Below are 1,196 nucleotides of genomic sequence, written 5' to 3'. Positions count from 1 at the left end.
CCGGAGGCGGAGCTGGAGGTGGTTGTGGAGCCGCGGGCGGCGGCTGCCTACGAGGTTTGTCCTTCGGTGAGTCGGGTGCTGACTTTTCCGTTCAAAGAACAGCTGTCGTTGGGGGATCTCAGCGACCTGCTGGGGCGCATTCGGGAGCGGCAGTATGACGGGGTGCTGAGCCTGGGCAGGGGGCTGGGGGTCAAGCTGTTGTTGTGGCTGACCGGCATTCCCAAGCGGGTGGGCTATGCGCCGCCGGGGCCGGGGCGACCTTGGCTGACCGACCCGGTGCCCCTGAAGCCAGCCCAGTATGCGGCCCAGATGTACCACGACCTGGTGCAGGGGTTTGGCATTGCTGCGCCGGCGGGGTTGCCCCAGATTCGTCTGAAAAAAGCAGACCTGGAGTGGGCAGAGCAGGAACGCAAGCGCCTTTTGGGGGATGCCGCTCAAGATTATGTGCTGTTGCATCCGGGGGCCAGCCAGCTGTCGCAGGAGAAGGGAATTCAGAAGATCTATCCCTCTGCCAACTGGGTCAAGGTCATCAAGGGTTTTCGGGAGCAGCGGCCGGAGCTGCCGTTGGTGCTGGTGGTGGGGCCAGAGGATGAGCAGCTGGCGGAGGGCTTTCTGGCGCAACTGCCGGAGCTGCCGGTGAGCCGTCCTGTCCGGCTGGGGCAGCTGGCGGCCTTGATTGGTGGGGCAACGCTGCTGTTGTGCGCCGATAGCGCTCCCATGCATTTGGCGGTGGCGGTGCAGACGCCGCTGGTGGCGTTGTTTGGGCCCACCGACCCGCTGCGGCTGCTGCCTTCAGAGGGGCCGTTTCGGGCGGTCAAGGGGGCCGATGGGAAGGTGGAGTCGATTGCCCCCGAGCAAATTCTGCAGGTGATCTTTCCGGCCTAGAGCCAAGGTTTTCGTGGCAGCAACCCAGTCCAGTTTCTCTGCAGGCGGACCGAGAAGCCTTCTAGCCTGGGAGATGTGTCCCTGTCTGCTTTTAGCCGGCGGGAGAGCTTGCTTTGTCACCTTGGCTCTCCTAGGCTTGCTGGCGAGCGACCGTAAGGCAGTCAGCATTGCTGTTGACCGGGGGAACTTCTGCCCTCTTGGGGGAAAAGGGCTGGGGAAGTAGGGGATTCTCATGCGGACGAAGGGACTTGAACCCTTACGCCTTGCGGCACTAGATCCTAAGTCTAGCGCGTCTGCCGTTCCGCCACGTC

General features: G+C 63.5%; 1 protein-coding gene. It reads left to right on the top strand.

All coding sequences use genetic code 11. The features are described 5' to 3' along the window. Window positions 1-885, top strand: an 885-nt coding sequence (locus tag NW843_RS13260; RefSeq protein WP_414523183.1) for a glycosyltransferase family 9 protein, incomplete at its 5' end; no start/stop codon positions are given. Window positions 886-1,196 lie beyond the last annotated feature (311 nt).

The organism is Synechococcus sp. R5-12 (assembly GCF_047502655.1).
Taxonomy (GTDB): Bacteria; Cyanobacteriota; Cyanobacteriia; order Thermostichales; family Thermostichaceae; genus Thermostichus.
The sequence above is the reverse complement of the archived record's forward strand: the minus strand, read 5'-3'. Positions and strand labels throughout refer to the sequence as shown.